General features: G+C 59.6%; 10 protein-coding genes and 7 pseudogenes. 5 read left to right on the top strand and 12 right to left on the bottom strand.

All coding sequences use genetic code 11. From position 1 onward, the window contains the following. Nucleotides 1-60: 60 nt before the first annotated feature. The 3 genes and pseudogenes from JCM15831_RS00745 to JCM15831_RS00735 form a co-directional block, all read right to left on the bottom strand. A complete protein-coding gene (locus tag JCM15831_RS00745) occupies nt 61-597 on the bottom strand; it encodes a type 1 glutamine amidotransferase domain-containing protein (protein WP_025821992.1) in 537 nt (178 codons plus the stop codon). Nucleotides 598-687: 90 nt separating this feature from the next. Further along, nucleotides 688-1,865 (bottom strand): annotated as a pseudogene (locus JCM15831_RS15565) (NAD(P)/FAD-dependent oxidoreductase). Next, nucleotides 1,866-2,534: a glutathione S-transferase family protein gene (locus JCM15831_RS00735; protein ID WP_025821990.1), complete on the bottom strand. Its 669-nt coding sequence runs from the start codon at nt 2,532-2,534 to the stop codon at nt 1,866-1,868. A 154-nt stretch (nt 2,535-2,688) separates the two neighbouring features. Between JCM15831_RS00735 and minC the strand changes: the two are divergent. The 4 genes and pseudogenes from minC (at nt 2,689) to JCM15831_RS00710 (ending at nt 4,976) form a co-directional block, all read left to right on the top strand. After that, nucleotides 2,689-3,382 (top strand): annotated as a pseudogene (gene minC / locus JCM15831_RS23785) (septum site-determining protein MinC). A gap of 113 nt (nt 3,383-3,495) precedes the next feature. Further along, nucleotides 3,496-4,311, top strand: a complete 816-nt coding sequence (gene minD / locus JCM15831_RS00720) for a septum site-determining protein MinD (RefSeq protein ID WP_025821984.1) — start codon at nt 3,496-3,498, stop codon at nt 4,309-4,311. Continuing rightward, nucleotides 4,308-4,580: a cell division topological specificity factor MinE gene (gene minE, locus JCM15831_RS00715; RefSeq protein ID WP_025821982.1), complete on the top strand. Its 273-nt coding sequence runs from the start codon at nt 4,308-4,310 to the stop codon at nt 4,578-4,580. The genes minD and minE overlap by 4 nt, the downstream gene beginning before the upstream one ends. 33 nt (nt 4,581-4,613) lie before the next feature. After that, on the top strand, nt 4,614-4,976 hold the full coding sequence (locus JCM15831_RS00710) for a YidB family protein (RefSeq protein WP_025821980.1): 363 nt from the start codon (nt 4,614-4,616) through the stop codon (nt 4,974-4,976). Between the two features lie 86 nt (nt 4,977-5,062). Here the strand turns inward: JCM15831_RS00710 and JCM15831_RS15555 are convergent. Beyond that, a pseudogene (locus tag JCM15831_RS15555) lies at nt 5,063-6,240 on the bottom strand (SMP-30/gluconolactonase/LRE family protein). 295 nt (nt 6,241-6,535) lie between these two features. On the opposite strand from JCM15831_RS15555, the pseudogene JCM15831_RS15550 reads away from it, so the two are divergent. Beyond that, nucleotides 6,536-8,784: pseudogene (locus JCM15831_RS15550) on the top strand (TonB-dependent receptor). 98 nt (nt 8,785-8,882) lie between these two features. Here the strand turns inward: JCM15831_RS15550 and JCM15831_RS15545 are convergent. The 8 genes and pseudogenes from JCM15831_RS15545 to JCM15831_RS00660 form a co-directional block, all read right to left on the bottom strand. Further along, nucleotides 8,883-9,814: pseudogene (locus tag JCM15831_RS15545) on the bottom strand (ABC transporter ATP-binding protein). Further along, nucleotides 9,811-10,758, bottom strand: coding sequence for an ABC transporter ATP-binding protein (locus tag JCM15831_RS00690; protein WP_025821978.1), 948 nt, complete (start codon nt 10,756-10,758; stop codon nt 9,811-9,813). The pseudogene JCM15831_RS15545 and the gene JCM15831_RS00690 overlap by 4 nt, the downstream one beginning before the upstream one ends. Continuing rightward, a pseudogene (locus JCM15831_RS15540) lies at nt 10,748-11,727 on the bottom strand (ABC transporter permease). Before JCM15831_RS15540 ends, JCM15831_RS00690 begins: the two are co-directional and overlap by 11 nt. Then, nucleotides 11,724-12,663: pseudogene (locus JCM15831_RS15535) on the bottom strand (ABC transporter permease). Before JCM15831_RS15535 ends, JCM15831_RS15540 begins: the two co-directional pseudogenes overlap by 4 nt. 94 nt (nt 12,664-12,757) lie before the next feature. After that, a complete protein-coding gene (gene holA / locus JCM15831_RS00675) occupies nt 12,758-13,768 on the bottom strand; it encodes a DNA polymerase III subunit delta (protein ID WP_025821976.1) in 1,011 nt (336 codons plus the stop codon). A 6-nt stretch (nt 13,769-13,774) separates the two neighbouring features. Next, on the bottom strand, nt 13,775-14,428 hold the full coding sequence (locus tag JCM15831_RS00670; RefSeq protein ID WP_025821974.1) for a hypothetical protein: 654 nt from the start codon (nt 14,426-14,428) through the stop codon (nt 13,775-13,777). Between the two features lie 4 nt (nt 14,429-14,432). Further along, nucleotides 14,433-17,030 carry a leucine--tRNA ligase gene (gene leuS, locus JCM15831_RS00665; protein ID WP_025821972.1) on the bottom strand — a complete coding sequence of 866 codons (2,598 nt, stop codon included), beginning with the start codon at nt 17,028-17,030 and terminating at the stop codon, nt 14,433-14,435. A 47-nt stretch (nt 17,031-17,077) separates the two neighbouring features. Then, a complete protein-coding gene (locus JCM15831_RS00660; RefSeq protein ID WP_232227919.1) occupies nt 17,078-17,551 on the bottom strand; it encodes a DUF3576 domain-containing protein in 474 nt (157 codons plus the stop codon). Nucleotides 17,552-17,661: the final 110 nt, after the last annotated feature.

Here is a 17,661-nt window from a genome sequence, read left to right as displayed (position 1 = left end):
GGAGACAAAGTCCGACAGCCCCTCTTCGTTGCGATCAACGACCGAGAAAGAAGGCAGTTTTCAGGCAGGTCTGTTGCGATATTGGGCAAGCAGCGCTTCGCAGAAGACAGGCAGGTCTTCAGGGCAGCGGGACGTTACGAGATTACCATCCACGACCACCTCACGATCGACCCAGTTCGCCCCTGCATTGAGCAGATCGGTCTGCAAGGAGGGCCACGATGTCAGGGTGCGGCCTTTGACGCCACCCGCCTCGATCAGGGTCCAGGCGCCGTGGCAGATGCTCGCAATCGGCTTTCCCTCGGCAACGAAGCCTCGAAGAAACGCGACAGCCGATTCATCGAGACGCAGCTTATCCGGATTGGTCGTGCCCCCGGGCAGCAGAATCCCCGCAAACTCCATGTCAGCAGCGGCGCCGATTGTGGCGTCTACGCGATGGGTCGCGACCGGACGAACATCCCCTTCCATCGACTGGATCGCACCTTGTGTCGGCGAAACCAACAGCGTCTTGATCCCGGCCTTTTCCAGCGACTCACGGGGCTGGACCAGCTCACATTCCTCGACACCATCGGTTGCGAGAATGGCCACGCACTGACTCATCTAAACGATCTCCTGACATGAAGTCTCAGCCCCAAGGGGGCTCAAACACGCTGCAGACATGACGCTCAGGGCAGGACCGGGTTCGAAAAATCAGCGTCTCGCTGCGATCGCCCTGCCCGCTGCCACGCCACTCGACCAGGCCCATTGGAAATTATATCCCCCGAGCCAGCCCGTCACATCCACAGCCTCACCGATGGCGAACAGACCTGGCACGTCACGGGCTTCCATGGTCTTGGAAGATAGAACGCGCGTATCGATCCCGCCTTTCATGACCTCGGCCTTGGCATAGCCTCAGTGCCAGAAAGTCTTGGACGCCAGGAGGCGATCTGTGCCGCCAGATCGGCGATGCGCTTATCGGGCAGATTGGCCAATGTGCAGGTCAGATCGCCCAGACTGTTCTGCGCAATATGGCGGGCCAGGCGTTGCGGCAGCTCCTGAAGAAGTGACGGCGGTTCAGCACGCGGCCGCGCCTTCTTGATCGCGCCCAAAGCCTCCCGCGCATCCACTCCCGGCATCATGTCGATCAAAGGAGGATCGAGCGGGCCGTTCTGGTAGGACGATATCTGCAAAATAGCCGGCCCGGACAGACCACGATGGGTGAATACCATGCCATCGGTAAATCCGATTTTGCCCATGCTCGCCCGAACAGGCAGCGACACCCCGGCCAGCTCAGGCAGCGGTGTTTCCAGCGTCAGCGGCACCAGCCCCGGCACGGTCGGCACGACCGGCAGGCCGAACTGCCGCGCAAGGCGCAGGGAAAGATCGGTCGCACCCAGCTTGGGGATGGATAACCCGCCCGTCGCCAGAATGAGGTTGGTCGCCCTCACCTCGCCTGCATCCGTCTGAATGCAGAAAACGTCTCCCTTGGTCACGCTCCGGACCGAGGTATTGAACCTCAGTTCGCAGCCTTCGGCTTCACGCAACAGGAGCGACACGATATCGCGCGCCGACTGCCGACAGAAGAGCTGCCCTTCGGTCTTTTCTTCCCACGCAATATCATGACGCTCGACAAGAGCCAGAAAGTCGCGCGGTGTGTAGCCAGCCAATGCCGAGCGCATGAAGTGCCGGTTTGCAGAGAGAAAATTTTCGGCTTTTGCGTCGAGATGGGTGAAATTGCAGCGTCCGCCCCCGGAGATCAGGATCTTGCGTCCCGGCTCGGCAGCATGGTCGAGCACCACGACCGAGGCCCCGCCCTTGCGCGCCGAGGCAGCAGCCATCAGTCCGGCTGCCCCAGCACCCAGAATGGCAACGTCAAAACTATAACTCATTCAGAAATCCAGATCGGCATAATGCGCGGGCGGATTGAACCCGTTCACGCGATCGTTAAGCAGAGAGCGGAAGCTGGGACGCGACTTCATGCGCGCATACCAGTCCTTGGCTGCAGGCGCCTTCGACCAATCGATATCGCCGATGAAGTCGAGACAGGAGAGATGCGCCGCCGCTGCGAAATCGGCGATGGAGAGCATATTGCCCGCAAGCCAGGACCGCGTCTCAGCCAGCCAGCCGATATAATCGAGGTGAAAGCGCATATTGGCATAGCCTGCACGCAGCGCCGTCCCATCGGGATTGCCGCGCGCCGCCAGACGCTTGTCGACTTTCTCGCCAAGGAGATTGCGCGAGACTTCATGGCCAAACTTGCCCTCGAACCAGGCCATCAGGCGACGCACCTCGACGCGCTCGGCCAGCGTGCGCCCCATGAGTGGGTTATCGGGATAGGCCTCTTCGAGATATTCGCAGATCACCCAGGCGTTAGGGATCGACAAACCATTCTCCTCAACCAGAAGAGGCACGTCGCCCGCCGGGTTGAGTGCGAGATAATCCGGGCGGTTTTCCCAGATTTTCTCGGTCTTCGGTTCATAAGGTAACCGTTTCTCAGCAAGAACGAGCCTAACCTGGCGGCTTTGCGGAGAGAGCGGCAGATGGTACAGAATACGCATAACTCTATTCTTAAGCGTCTGCACGCTGGCGAAGCAAGAGAACTGAACCAGTTGCAACCCTAATTCCCGTTCATGAGCATTTTAGAGCGTTTTCCGACCCATGACAGACCAGACGACCAGCGCAGATCCCGTCCACGCTCCGGCCAGGACGCCAATGCGCATCCGCGCACGGGGACGCTCCTTTCTGGCGCTCGTTCTGTCTCCCGAAGCGCCGCTGGATCACTGGCTCGAAGGGCTGGATAACCAGATCGCGCGCTCGGTCGGCTTCTTCGCCGGACGCCCCGTCATTCTCGATCTCGGCCTTGTTTCGCAGGATGATGCCGGGCTCGAAACGCTTCAGGCAGATCTGACCGAACGCGGCATCCACATGATCGGGATCGAAGGGGCCAGTCCCGATTGGCCTGCGCTCGCTCACTGGGTCTGGCCTGCCGTTCTCGATGGGGGCCGCGCAAGCGGCACCATCGATTTTCCAGACGGACAGGATGATGAACTGGCGGCTTCCCCGGTCGCTCCACAACGGGCCGAAAGCCTGATCCTCGATCGTGCCATTCGCTCTGGTCAGAGCATCATGCATCTCGATGGCGATATCGTCGTGACCGGATCGGTTGCGTCAGGAGCCGAGCTGATTGCAGGCGGATCCATCCATGTCTATGGCGCTGCGGGGACGCGCGATTGCCGGCGTGGGTGGCCAGCCGGGAGCGCGCATCTTTGTCGCTCGCATGCAGGCCGAGCTGCTCGCCATCGATGGATTTTACATGATCGCAGAAGAGATCGACGCCGATCTGCACGATCAATCGGCACAGGCCTTGCTAAACGAAGATCGTGTGACGGTAACAAAACTCCCGTAACCGGAACTATTTGCTTTCAGGACATTGCGGGGCAAACCCTTTCGTCAGTAGTATGAAGGCCGCCGCGCCATCAGGATTGCGGCTGATACCGTTTGAGTTTTGGTGGAGCGCACATGGCTAAGGTGCTGGTAGTCACTTCCGGTAAGGGTGGGGTCGGAAAGACGACCACGACAGCAGCACTTGGTGCAGCGCTCGCCCAGTCGGGCCAGAATGTGGTTGTGATCGATTTTGATGTCGGTCTGCGCAACCTTGATCTGGTGATGGGCGCCGAGCGCCGCGTTGTGTTCGACTTCATCAATGTCGTTCAGGGCGATGCCAAGCTTGCTCAGGCCCTGATCCGTGACAAGCGCTGTGAAACGCTCTCGATTCTCCCTGCATCGCAGACACGCGACAAGGATGCACTGACCGCCGAAGGCGTGGCAAAGGTCATCGAGGAACTGCGTGAGAAATTCGACTGGATCATCTGCGACAGTCCGGCCGGGATCGAGCGCGGTGCCCAGATGGCGATGTATCACGCCGACGTTGCCGTGGTCGTCACCAATCCCGAGGTGAGCTCGGTGCGCGATAGCGACCGCATCATCGGTATGCTCGACAGCACGACCGAGAAGGCGAAAAACGGCGAGAAGGTCGAAAAGCACCTGCTCATGACCCGTTACGACCCTTCCCGCGCGGCCAGGGGCGAGATGCTGAACACGGAAGACGTTCTGGAAATTCTCTCCATTCCGCTGCTCGGCATCGTCCCCGAAAGCGAGGAAGTGCTGCGCGCATCAAACGTAGGCTCGCCCGTCACTCTTTCGAACCCCGACTCTGCTCCGGCTCGCGCCTATTTCGACGCGGCGCGTCGCCTGCAGGGTGAAAAGCTCGAAATTCAGATCCCGCTTGAGCGCAAGGGGTTGCTCGACTGGCTGTTCAAGAAGAGGACCTCATGAGCCTGTTCGGTCTTTTTACCAAGCGCAACACCAGCACCGTCGCTCGCGACCGTCTTCAGATCCTTCTGGCGCATGAACGTTCGGGAAATGGCAACTCCGAGCTGATAAGCCAGTTACACAAGGAAATCCTTGAAGTGATCAAACGTCATGTGACGGTCGATCAGGACAAGGTGCAGGTCAAGCTCGATGGCGGGCTCGACGGATGCTCGGTTCTCGAGATCGATATCGAGATGCCGCAAATCGACAAGGAAACGCGACGCTCGGCCTGATCCTCGGGCCGCGCCAGGAACGGGAGATGTGATGTGAGCGGTTTTATCGGTTCGATGGTCAATTCGGCTCTGGGGTCTGTGGGCGACAAGCTCAAGGAAAAGCTCGGTGGCGGCATTGGTGAGTTCCTCACCAGTGAGCAGGGTATCCAGACCCTCGTTGAACAGGCCCGCAAGGCCGGTCTGGATGAGAAAGTGCGGTCCTGGATTGGCAATGGTGAAAACCTGCCCATCTCTGCGGACGAAATTCGCGCCCTTCTGACCGATGAGCAGGTTCAGGCGCTCGTCTCCAAGACGGGACTTCCCGCTGCCGCCCTGCTTCCGGCAGTTGCCCAGTTCCTCCCCGCAGTGGTCGATCGTCACACGAATGAGCAGGGTGAAGGCACGCAGTCTGCCTGAACCTCAATCGACCAATGGGTACGATGCAAAAGCCGGATCACGATGCGATCCGGCTTTTGTCGTTTCAGGGGCAAAGCACTCGCGTCTCAACCGGAATGATCGGACTGCGCTGAGAGCGGCGGAAGCGGTTCAACGGGAAACCGGATCAGGAAATAAGGCGGCCGACGGCGGTTCTCCCCGTCATTGAACGATGCCAACCGGTTCCATTGTCCTAGAGTGCAGTAGATCCAGTCTCGTGTCGCGCAGATGCCATCCGGGGAAAGAAGACGGGCGTCCCTCACCGCCACGGTGAAGGAACCATCCGGATCACGCCGCAAAATGCAGTCATGCTCGTAATTCGTGGTGTACAGTCTGGCATGACGATCGAAACACAATCCGTCTGCCGTCCCCTTTTCCCCCTCATCCCGCACCAGATCGCCAAGGGCCTTATCCGACAAAGAGCGATCGGCGAGAGCTTCGGTTGGCAGGCTATACAGCCGCCGGCTCGTCAGCGGCGCGTAGTAAAGACGTGACTCATCGGGCAGGAGTGCGATCCCGTCAGCGCCTCCTGAAACAAGCTGGGGACGATGCGGTATATAGCGACGCGGTTCCCCTTCAATAATGGCCATGAACCCTGTTTCGGCCTGAACAGAGGGATGCTCGGCCAGTACGCGTCGCGCCTCGCCCGTCGCGATATCGACGACAATCAGAGCCGGCTTCATCCCGAAGGAGGAGTCAGTCACGAAGACTGTCCCCTGCTCACCTGCCGAGAGCGCTACGCGCAAATCGTTCATATGACTGTCGGGCAGCATGACGGGCGATTTGAGCAGGAATTTATGCACAACCCGGTCCGTCGTTGGATCGATGCACAGAATTTTGGCCGCTCCCTCCGGGATATCATGTTTGGCAAGCTTGCATCGTCGATGAGCCAGAGCCGGTTCCTGCTGTCGAGCGCAAGGCCATGAACCGACATCAATCGATCTGCAGGCGATCGATTCGAAGGAAGGCTCCACTCTGCCGAGGGATAAGGCACAACCTTCCCTCCCTTCACCTCTCCCAATGTGGCACCCGAATGGTTCTCGGCATGGCGGGGAAAGCCAACAAACAGACGCCCATCGGGCAACACCGCCACGCCTGAAGGTCCGGGGCCAGTGAATTCGGCAACGATGTCGAAAACACCGACGGAGCTGAGACCATTATCTGCGTTACCGCTGGCGCGCGCCTGCCCGGCCGTGGCCAGCAAAGGCGCTACTGACGCAGCAGAGAGGAAGGACCGTCTTTTCATGGCATCTGACCTTGGCAGGGCTGGAGAAAAAGCCTTTGCTCAACGTCGCAGGGGACAAAATCGTCTCACAACGCCTTCCGTGAAGCTTCGATCTCTGTCGCTCTTTTGTCACACTATGCCATAAAGCGGGCGCCTCAGTGGCGTATGTATTGTTATGTTATATCATACGGATTAGGAACGCTGACGATTTGCTCCGCTCCCAGCCTGTTGGATTGTCATGACCTCTCCTCGATCCCTGTGGTTATCCGGCCTGTTTTTTTCCTGCTCCGTGCTGGCGCTGACCCTGCCGACACATGTGCAGGCGCAGACCACGCAGGATCGGCCGATTTCGCCAGCCACGCCTCAGACCCCGCCTTCGAAAACTGAGGTCAGACGCCCTGCAACTGCCTCCGCTCCTGCGCAAGAGTCACGCACGTCCTTCGACAACGACACAGTCGCACCTTCAGCCGCGTCAGCAGCGCCGAAAGAGGAGCATATCGTCGTCAATGCCCGGCTGGACGAAATCCGCTCCTCGCTTCAGGCTTCAACCGGAGCCACGACCTACCGCTTTACGCGCGGCGATATCGAGAAAAATCCGGGTGGCGACAATGCCCCGTTGAACACGCTCCTGCTTCAGGCTCCCGGCGTGGCGCAGGATAGTTTCGGCCAGATCCATGTCCGTGGCGATCATAACGAAGTGCAGTTTCGCCTCGACGGCGTGCAGCTGCCCGAAGGTCTGAGCGTTTTCGGTCAGGCCTTGATGACGCGCTTTGCCCATTCCGCCTCGCTGACGACCGGTGCGCTCCCCAGTGAGTTCGGGTTTCTGCAGGCCGGTGTCATCGATATCACGACCAAAAACGGCAGTGCCGATCCCGGCGGGGATGCCTCGATTTATGGAGGCGCGCGCGATTATTTCTTCCCGTCCCTGCAATATGGTGGCCATGCCGGGAAATGGGATTTCTTCGCGACGGGTGACTTCGTGCATAACCGTGTGGGCGTCGAGAACCCGACCCCCAGCTTCAACGCCATTCATGATCTGAGCAATCAGTACCATGCGCTCGGTCATCTGCGTTACACGGCCGATGAGAACACCCGCATCAGCCTTATCGGCGGCGTCTCGAATGCGCAGTATCAGCTGCCGAATAATCCGGGTCAACAAAGACAATTCGCCAATCCGAGCTTTCTCGATTCCGCTCTGTCACAGCAGGTTTATGGCAGCGTCGATAGCGCCAGCCTGAATGAGCGCCAGAAAGAAATCACCGATTTCGGCATCCTGTCGCTGCAAAAAGATATGGGCAAAGTGAGCCTGCAAAGCTCGATCATCACCCGTTATTCGTCACTCGGGTACTCTCCCGATCCCTTGGGCGATCTGGTTTATAACGGCATCAGCCAACACGCCGCGCGCTCGGTTTTCTCGACAGGGTCGCAAAGCGATGTCACGTGGAAAGCGAGCCCGCATCACACGGTACGCTTCGGCTATCAGGTCTATGTCGAGCGCAACAGCTCGAAAACGAATTCGATCGTCTACCAGCAGACCGGCGCGGAAGACGATGGTACGGCGATTTACGATGGCACGACCACGACCGTGCATGATGGCAGCGGCCGCACGGGCTGGATGTATGGCCTTTACGCACAAGACGAGTGGCGTCCCCTTCGAAACCTGACCATTAATTACGGGCTGCGTTTTGATGGGGTCGATGAATACACCATGCCAAGCAGGTCAGCCCCCGGATCAACATCGTCTGGCGTGCCTGGCGCGGCGGTGTGATCCATGCAGGGTACTCACGCTATTTCACCCCGCCCCCTTTCGAACTCGTCGCCAATACCTCTCTGAGCAAGTTCGTCGGCACCTCCAACGAGCCCCAGACGCTGCAGAACAACACGGTGAAGGCCGAGCGAGACCATTATTTCGATGCGGGTGTGACCCAATCCCTCCTGCCCGGCTGGCATGCGTCGTTCGATGCCTATGTCAAACTGGCGAAGAACATGATCGATGAAGGCCAGTTCGGCGCGCCGATCATTCTCTCAGCCTTCAACTATCGTCGCGGTCAGGTGAACGGCTACGAGCTTTCGACCAATTACGAGCACGGCCCGCTTTCGCTTTATGGCAATGCCTCCTGGTCGCGCGCCATGGGCAAGGACATCACCACGGCCCAGTGGACCATGGATCCGGACGATCTGGCCTATATCCAGCATCGCTGGATTCATCTCGATCACGACCAGCGTTGGACGGCCTCCGCCGGAGGAAGCTATTCCTTCTTCTACCATACAGGCCACCCAACCCGCGTGTCCGCATCGATGGTCTATGGCAGCGGTCTGCGTGCGGATGGCACCGTGCCGAACGGCCGCTCCGTGCCGATTTACGCCACCTTCAACCTCTCGCTCGTGCAGTCCTTCAAGGACCTGTTTCAGGTGCCCTTCCTCAAGCGCACCGAGCTGCGTCTCGATGTGCTGAACCTGTTCGACAGGACGTATGAAATTCGTGACGGTTCGGGTGTCGGCGTGGGAGCACCGCAATACGGGCTACGGCGGACGATCCTGACGGGGATTTCCCAGCGGTTTTGACGTTGCCTTGGGGCTTTGCCCCGAACCCCACCAAAGGGCGGTCGCCTTTTGGATACCACTTGGATTGAAGGAGACTGTCTAAATTATTAGCTCAAGCGTCATAGCGAGGGGAAATGACAGGCTACGCGATGTTGACTCTGTTTTTCCTCCAGCTCTGGTCGCTCGACTGCGCATCGAGGCTGAGCTCCGGGGCACCGCGTATGAAACCGACAGCCTGAAGGAGGCGAAAGCGGGCTCGGCACATCTCCCGGCAAAGGCTGACCGAGAGTTTTCCCGGGCTGTGGCACGGCGTCGACAAGGCTCGTGTATAAGGATGAGCCGGTGCCGCAAGAAGAGAGAGGGTTTCGCCCTCCTCGACGATCCCACCCAGATACATGACCGCAATGCGGTCCGAGATCTGACGCACCACCGCAAGATCATGAGAAATGAACAGACTGGCCAGTCCCATATCCGTCTGAAGATCGCGAAGCAGATTGATGATCTGCGCCTGCACCGAAACATCGAGCGCCGAGACAGGCTCGTCAGCCACGATTACTCTCGGGCTCAATGCGATGGCACGGGCGATATTCAGTCTTTGCCGCTGGCCGCCGGAAAGCGCGGCTGGATAGCGATCGTAAAAACTGCCTGAGAGTCCAACACGCTCCAGAAGGTCTTCCACGCTCTGCCGGGAAAACGGGCGTTTATGAATGCGAAAAGGCTCGGCGAGCGCACTGCCGATCGTCCATCTGGGATTGAAAGCCGAGGCGGAATCCTGAAACACCATCTGCAGCTGACTGCGTGTCTGACGGAGTGCACGGGATGAAAGCCTGGCCATGTCCTGGCCATCGAACAGGATCTGTCCCCGGTCAGGGCGGTCGAACCCCATGAGCAGACGGCCCAGCGTCGATTTTCCACATCCCGATTCACCAACCAGAGCCAGCGTTTCACCCGGCGCCAGCGACAGGGAGATGCCATCGACAGCACGCAAACGCCCCTTACCTCCGGCGGCGTAGGTGCGGACAACATCCTTCGCTTCGAGCAACGCCGTCATGCGATAAGCACACAAGCCACACGATGCAGCCCCTCGCCTCTCATTGAGGGACGTACGGCGCATTTTGACGTCACCTGAGGGCAACGTGGCGCAAAAACGCAGCCTGCGGGCCGCGTTTCCGGTGAAGGCGGCACTCCCTCGATAACAGGCAGACGCTCGGGGCGGGGGCCGTCCATGGGTGGAATAGCGCGTAAAAGCGCCTGCGTATAAGGGTGCAAAGGCGTTTGGAGTACCTCGGTAACGGGACCCGTCTCGACCACCACCCCCGCATACAGCACCGCGACATCGGTGCAGCTCTGGGCGACTACGCCCATATCATGCGTGATGAGCATCACGCTGGCCTCTCGTGCACCGATTTCCCTGATGAGCGTCAGGATCTGAGCCTGAACGGTCACATCGAGTGCTGTCGTGGGCTCGTCAGCGATCAACAGCTCCGGGTCGCAGGACAGCGCCATGGCGATCATGGCGCGCTGGCGCAATCCGCCGGAGAGCTCGTGTGGAAAGCGATCCGCTGCCTGCTCCGGTGCGGGCACGCCCATGCGCGTAAGCAGCGACACGACCTGTTTTCTGGCCTCCTGTCGTGACACCGATTTGTGCAATCTGATCTGCTCGATGATCTGCGCCCCGATCCGGCGCACCGGCAAAAACGCCGTCATGGGGTCCTGAAAAATCATGGCCGCGCGCCGACCGCGAAAACGACGCCAGTCCCGAGAGCCGAACCGCGTCAGATCCTCTCCGGCAAACGTCATCGTCCCGCTGAGCCTGCCCTTGGGCTGCAATCCGAGAACGCTGAGCCCAGTCAGGCTTTTCCCCGAGCCTGATTCGCCCACGACGCCCAGAACCTGCCCCCGCCTGACGGTCAACGACACCCCATCGAGCAGAACCCCTGCTTTTTCGTGATCGAGACGCAGATCCTCAAGCTCCAGAAGCGCTTCACCGGCCATAAGAGCCTCCGCCGATACGCGGGTCCATCAGACGATAGAGACCATCGATCAAGGCATTGGCAATCACCACGAAGAACGCCGCATACAGCACTGTCGCCATGATCAGAGGCAGATCGAGTGTGCTGAGACCCTGATAAGTGAGATGCCCGACGCCGGGGAGAGCAAATACCACTTCGGTCAGCAAGGCACCGCCGCCAAGCAGCTGGGCGAAATCGAGGCCGAAGAGAGAAAGGGCACTTAACCCGGAAAGACGAAGCGCATGGGCAAACCAGAGCCTGAGCGGCCCTGCCCCCTTCGCCCGCGCGGTACGCAGGGAATCTTCCTGCATCGCGGTCAGAAGATCGGTCCGCAGCACGCGGCTATAGAGCCCGACAAAAGAGACAGAGAGCGTCAAAGCGGGCAGGATCAGCGCTTTCGCCCATCCGATCGGGCTCGTCATGAGCGGCACATAGCCAAGGGGCGGTACCCAGCGGAATAGCCAGAATTCGTGGAAGCGGCTCTGGCTCACAAGATTGACCATCTCGCCCAGCCAGAAAACCGGAATGGAAAGACCGACCAGAGCAAGAAGAGACAGGAAACGATCGAACCAGCTTCCCTGAAAAGCGGCTCCGATCATCCCGAACATCAGGCACCCGTGATCCAGAATACGGCTGCCCACAAAACGAGCGACAAGGTCACCGGAGCTGCCTCGAAGACCTCGGACACCACGTTCTGACCGTGATTCACATAGGATGTCAGGTTACGCGAGATGAACAGATGGTCCATCATCGTGAGATAACGCATGGGTAGAGCACGGTCGAAACCGTAAGCGTGTCGCACCCGCTCGATCACCTCAGGGCTCGCACCGCGTCCGGCGATACGCGCAGAAGGGTCCGAACCGGGCGTTGCGAAGAACACTGCAAAGACCAGAACCGAGATGCCGAAAAGAACGAGCGCCATCTGCCCGAGGCGGGAAAGCAGCGCTTTCATCGTCCCCCCCGTTCTCGCAACACAGCCTGAGCCGCGTCACCCAGCATATTGAGCGAGAGCACGGTCACGATAATGGCCAGACCCGGCGCAATCGCAACGACGGGGCGGCTGTAAATCAGCCCTTCTCCATCGTGGATCAGACTACCCCAGGATGCCGCCGGCGCCTGCACCCCGAGGCTGAGAAAAGACAGGCAGATTCGGCCAGGAGACAAAGCGCCATAACAAGAGGCGCGAGCACAAGGACCGTCTCCGCAAGGACGGGAAGAATTTCGCGCAAGACAATTCGCGAGGTGGACGCACCCAGACCTCGAGCGGCAAGGACGAAACCGGCACTGGCAAGGCTTTTCGTTCGTGCCTGATCGGGCGCGCCGCATAAGGCACGTAGATGAGCGCAATAATACCGATCGGAAGCAGGAGACTGTCTGCCTCCACGTGAAACGGTCCGACAGACAGACCGTGCCCGATCGTGACGACACTCAGACTGATTGCGAAGAGATAGACCGGCACCGCCCAGAGAATGTCGAGCAGCCGAGACACGATGATGTCGATCCAGCCTCCACAATACCCCGCCAGCAACCCGCATCCGGTCGCCATGACAAGGCAGAGACAGGCCGCGGAAAACGCGATGATCAGGGAGCTACGCGCGCCGTAAAGCAGGCGTGCCGCAAGATCCCGCCCCTGAGAGTCGGCGCCAAGCGCATAGGGGCCCCAGCGCCATGACGGCCCGATCGGCGACAGGCCAAGATGGAGCGGATTATCATTCGGTTGCATGATGTCCATCGCCGCGCCATCGCGCAGAACCGTACCAGCGAGATTTGACTGCATCGCGTCGACACCGACGATGCGTGCATAAAGCGGCGCGGCCAAAGCGGAGAAAAACAGGACGCTCAGAAGCCCGAGAGCCAGCAACACGGATTTGCGGCGCCAGAAAAACATCGTTCGACCGAAAAAGGATTTAACGCGACCGATTGATCCATCTCCCGTCTCAGCCCTGCCCTGATTTCAGGCGTGACAGAACCGCCCGATAATTTCAACGCTGGAATGAGCGTGGGCCAAGGCAGAGCTGGGCAATCAGACGTCGCGACAAAGCGAGGTCGGGGCAGCCCGTCTGCTTGCAGGCAAGCTCGAATCCCTGCACCGCCTCGCAGGCCCGACCGAGACCAGCCTTGTCCCAACGCTCGAGCGCCTTGGTGAAACTGTCCATCCGTTTGAAAAACACCGGAGGCCGGAGCGCCTTGATGGCTTCCTGCCGAGACTTTCCCTCATCCATGGATACAAGAACGCGTTGAAGACGCGTCATGAGGGACAGGCAGGCCCTGGCAAGAGCGATTGGCGACAGACCATCGGCCAGAGCGCGCTCGAGCGCCATATCGGCCAGAGCCCGCTCGCCAGCCATCGCAGCATTTGTTGCATCATCGAGCGTTGCGCTGGCTGAGTCTCCGATACATTCCTGTACATCGTCGAGAGACAATTTTCCGCCCTCGCCCGCATAGAGAATGAGTTTTTCAACCTCGCTCCGCACCGCTGCCCTGTCAGCCCCCAGCACGGACGAGAGCCAGAACAAGGCATCCCGGTCGATCGCAACCGATGCGTCTCGGAACAGATCTGTCAGAGAGGCAATCAGGCTGCGTCCTTCGTCGGGATAGCACCCGATCGACGCAATCTTTGGATGGGCATCGAGTGCCGCACGCAGCTTGGCGCGTGAGGCAAGACCGGGAGCCTCGATCACCAGCAAGGTATCACTCTCGATGGCCAGAGCGGCTGTCACGCGGGAAAGCAGCGTGTCTTGGGCGTCGCGCACCCAGACGACGCGGCGTCCGCCGATAAGCGACAGGGCGCCGGTCTCTTCTTCCACGCGGCCGTGCTGCTCCTGATCCAGAAGAGCAACCCGAAACGGATCATCGAGCGATTCTGCGACCTGACGCACGCAGTGCGCCGCACGTTCGCGGATCAGGCCGAAATCATCACCGTAAAGCAGGACACCCCGCCACTTGCCGATTTCGGCGAGTGTTCTCGACGTCGAGCGGGCATCGATTTTCATGAAAGATCAGTCGCCGTTCTGGCTGTTCAGATCCGTACGTCCGGTCGCTGCCGCCGGGAAGCCGTCCGGACCCGCGCTCTGGTAAGGCTGGCCATCCCGCGTCGGCATCGCATTGGGATCGAAATAGGACGGCACGTTCCGGGCATTGTCCCGAGACGGCTTGATCTGGGATTTGAACCAGACGGCAATCTGCTGGCGGATGGAGCCTGCAAGCGTTTCGGCAAGACGAGCACGCACTGTCTCATCGTTCAAGGTTTGAGCTAAATACTGCTCAAAGGTGGCATTGAATCCATCGAGCGAGGACACGTCGCCTTCAGCCAGGAATTTCGGCGAGGCATCGACGGTCCAGAGACGCCAATGCGCCGAGCCGATCTCGCGGAAACGACCTGCCGTGTTATCGCTATGAATGTCGATCACCGAGGCATTCACGTTAAAGCTGACCTTGAGGGTATAACCGTCAGGCGCCTTGGTGCTCCCGCCTCCCAACTGCTCCTGCAGGGCCAGACGCAGTTCCTGCCCCTGGCGCTCCGGGATGTTGGCAACATAAATACGCTGCAGTTCGTGAACCACACGTGTCCCACCCGCGCCGTCACTTCCATAAAGCGGTTGAAAACCACACCCGCTCAGGGTCAGAGAGGCGAGCAGAACGAAACGACGCATAAACTCAGCCTGCCACAACAAAATTGACGATACGATTCGGCACGTGGATCCGTTTGACGATCCGCTTGCCCTCAAGCATCCGGGCGACATTCGGCTCGGCCTCTGCAAGAGGCAGGACCATATCAGAAGGCGCATCCGGCGGCACCTCAATTGTCCCACGCAGCTTGCCCATGATCTGAATGCCCAGCGTGATGCTGTCGAGGGCGATGAACTCTTCAAGGGCCACAGGCCATGATCGCTCAACCACCATGGCGCTCTCCGGCTCAAGCAGAGCGACCATTTCCTCCGCCAGATGCGGCATCATCGGAGCAACGAGCAAGGCGAGCGTGAGGGCAGCCTCACGACGTGCGGCCCCAATCCCGTCTTCCGTCGTCTTCTCTGCCTCAGCCAGGGCCGCACTCAACTCATGCAATCGGGCTACCGCCACATTTGGCGTAAAGTTCTCAAGCGCTTCGGTCACTGCCTTGATGGAACGATGCGTCGCCTGTCGCAAGGAACGGCCACCCTCGGCAAAAGCCGCATTCTGCGGGACCTGAGTGGCGACGGCTTGCACCAGACGGTACAGACGCTGTCCAAAACGGGCTGAAGCCGCGACACCTGACTCTGTCCATTCCATATCACGCTCTGGCGGGCTGTCTGACAGCACGAACCAGCGCGCCGTGTCCGCGCCGAAGCGTTCGATAATCGCGGTGGGTGACACCGTATTGCGCTTTGATTTGGACATCTTTTCGAGACGCCCGAGCTGAACCGGCTGACCGTTATCCCGACGAACATAGCCTTCCCCGGAACGAACGACATCCTCCGGCGAGAGCCAGCCATTTTCATCCCGATAGCTCTCATGGGTGATCATCCCCTGAGTGAACAGACCGCCAAATGGCTCATCGATATCCAGATGGCCGGTCTCTTTCATGGCTCTCGTAAAGAAGCGCGCATAAAGCAAATGAAGAATCGCATGCTCGATGCCGCCGATATACTGATCGACCGGAAGCCAGGAATTGGCCGCAATCGGGTCTGTCGGCGTGCCCGCTTGAGGCGCGGTAAAGCGGGCAAAATACCAGGAACTGTCGACGAACGTGTCGAACGTGTCCGTCTCACGTCGGGCATCAGCACCACATTGCGGGCACGACACATGCTTCCAGCTCGGGTGATGATCCAATGGATTTCCCGGCCGGTCAAACGTGACATCTTCCGGCAGCTTGAGCGGCAATTGGTCGTCAGGGACCGGGACAGCCCCACAGGACTCGCAATGGACGACCGGGATCGGGCAACCCCAGTAACGCTGACGCGAAATACCCCAGTCACGCAGACGCCAGTTCACGACGCCACGGCCTACGCCCATGGCCTCAACGCGCTTAATCGCCTTGCGCTTGCCCTCAACGGTTCCAAGACCATCGAGAAAGCCGGAATTATAGAGCGTGCCATCACCAGTGACGGCTGTCTTGCCGACAGTGAAGGTGCTCGGCTCTTCACCCGGAGGAAGAATGACAGGACGAACCGGCAAATCGTATTTACGAGCGAAATCGAGGTCGCGCTGATCGCCGCAGGGGCAGCCGAACACGGCTCCTGTGCCGTAATCCATCAGAACGAAATTGGCGATCCAGACCGGCACCGTCTCGTCAGGCGCAAACGGGTTGCTGACACGCAGCCCCGTGTCGAACCCGCGCTTCTCTGCGGCTTCGATGGCCTCTTCCGACGTGCCCAGTCTCTGGCATTCTTCGATAAAGCCGCGCGCCGCGTCATTGCCCGCAGCGACTTTTGCCGCAAGGGGATGATCGGCGGCGATGGCGACAAAGCTCATCCCGAACAACGTATCGGGGCGCGTCGTAAAGACCTCGACCGCGTCGAGATCCACATCATATCCCGATGGCGGAGCATGGAGCGCGAAGCGTACACGTGCACCTTCCGACCGACCGATCCAGCGTTCCTGCATGACGCGAACTCGGGCTGGCCAGCGATCGAGCTTGTCCAGCCCTTCGAGCAATGGAGCGGCAAAGTCTGTGATCTTCAGGAACCACTGGGAGAGGCGTTTTTTCTCGATCAGCGCGCCAGATCGCCAGCCACGCCCATCGACAACCTGCTCGTTGGCCAGAACCGTGTTGTCCACCGGGTCCCAGTTGACCGCCGATTCACGGCGCTCGACCAGGCCCTTGCGCCACATATCGAGAAACAGCTTCTGCTGATGACCGTAATATTCCGGCAGACAGGTCGCGATTTCACGTTCCCAGTCGAGCGAAAAACCAAGACGCTGCAGCGTCCCACGCATTGCTGCGATGTTATCGAGCGTCCACTGGCCGGGATGTACGCCACGCTCGCGCGCAGCGTTCTCAGCAGGCAGGCCGAACGCATCCCAACCCATGGGATGCAGGACCGAAAAACCGCGAGCACGCTTGTAGCGCGCGACCACATCGCCCAAGGCGTAATTACGCACATGGCCCATATGGAGCTGACCGGACGGATAAGGAAACATCTCAAGCACGTAATATTTCGGCTTGTCCGCAGCTGGATGATCGTCAGCTGCAAACGCGCGTGCACCGTCCCATTTGGCTTGCCATTTGGGCTCGGCCTCATCGAAATCGTAGCCGAGTGTCTCTTGTTCCGTCATAATCTTCTATCGTTTGTTTCGGTCACGTTGTCGTCGAAAGGCAGGGATCAGTCCCGATTGCCGTTATCGGCACGGAGCTGACGGGCGCGAGCGAGAATACGCGTTGTGATGTCAGACGTCGTGTTGGGCGCAACCGACGTATCGACCCATTCAGCCCCCTGCTTTTCCTGGCGGAAAATCGACACGCGCAACGCATCGGAACGCAGACGACGATCGAGGATATACGCCGCAATCTTGAAACGCTCATTCGTGCTTGCAGGCGGCTGATACCAATCGGTCAGGATGACACCCCCATTGGCGTCGGCAGACGCAAACGGCATGAAGGAGAGCGTGTCGATCGCTCCGCGCCAAAGATACGCGTTGACTCCGCCCTTGAGTTCGTCATCGCCACCCGTGGCGCCGCGATCAACACCCAGAAGATGATTACGGGGCTGGGTCAGGCTGTCGGGATCACGTCCACCGCCACAGGCACTTAAAGCCATGAGCGCGCAGAGCGGCACTACGGGCAGGAGCTGCCTCATTAGAGAGGATGCCTTGGCGGGCTTGGAGAGAGGGGCAATCGGCTGCAAACGAGGAGTCATGATGTCCCTATTAGACTGGCACTGGTGGCGTGTCGAAATCCCTGATCGCG

Source organism: Asaia astilbis JCM 15831 (assembly GCF_000613845.1).
Taxonomy (GTDB): domain Bacteria; phylum Pseudomonadota; class Alphaproteobacteria; order Acetobacterales; family Acetobacteraceae; genus Asaia; species Asaia astilbis.
Note: the sequence above shows the minus strand (reverse complement) of the source record. Positions and strands in the feature narration are given on the sequence as shown.